Source organism: Streptomyces sp. SPB074 (assembly GCF_000154905.1).
In the GTDB taxonomy this organism is placed as follows: domain Bacteria; phylum Actinomycetota; class Actinomycetes; order Streptomycetales; family Streptomycetaceae; genus Streptomyces.
This window is the reverse complement of record NZ_GG770539.1, coordinates 5,528,169-5,528,727: the sequence shown is the minus strand read 5'-3', so window position 1 is coordinate 5,528,727 and position 559 is coordinate 5,528,169. Positions and strand designations below refer to the sequence as shown.

Here is a 559-nt window from a genome sequence, read left to right as displayed (position 1 = left end):
GGCCGGCGGCGGGCGCGGTTCCCCCGTTTCCCTTCCTCACCCGCAGGAGGTACACCGGAAGGAGAGCCCCGACGAGGGAGCGGTGAACGTCATGCCTGCTGGAACGCACCACGCACACCATCACCGGATCTCGGCGGCCGCCGGCGGCCATCTGACCAGGGCGGACACCGAGCGTCCCGGACGCGGCGGCACGGAGCCGCTCACCGCGCGCAGTCCACTGGGGCCGCGGCTCGCGCTGAGCGTGTGGGGCGAGGTCGTGACGATCGCGGCGACCGTCGTCTTCGTGTTCACCGGTCACCCCGGGTGGGCGGCCGTGAGCGCGGCGCTGTGGCTGCTCGTGACGATCGACCTCGTCGTCGTCTCCGTACGGCTGCGCGCGCACCGGCAGCCGCCCTCGCCGTGGCGCTGAACCGCCGGTCGCTGCCGGTCCGGGACGGACCGGCCGCCCCGAAGGACCGGCCGCCCAGGAACCCTCGGGCCGGGGCGGCGGGGGCGGGCGGGCTCAGTCCTGCCCCGCACCGCCCTGGTCGGCGAACTTGGTCGCCCGCAGGTAGTCGGG

Annotated in this window: 1 protein-coding gene; it reads left to right on the top strand. The window is 75.7% G+C overall.

Going from position 1 to position 559, the window contains the following annotated elements:
• The first annotated feature begins 91 nt into the window (after nucleotides 1-91).
• The gene (locus SSBG_RS23385; RefSeq protein WP_037871830.1) at nucleotides 92-409 is read left to right on the top strand and encodes a DUF6343 family protein; all 318 of its coding nucleotides are present in this window, start codon (nucleotides 92-94) and stop codon (nucleotides 407-409) included.
• Nucleotides 410-559 lie beyond the last annotated feature (150 nt).

Excerpts from the sequence above, each read along its gene's own strand:
- SSBG_RS23385 (WP_037871830.1), top strand. The coding sequence starts at position 92 with ATGCCTGCTGGAACGCACCACGCACACCATCACCGGATCTCGGCGGCC.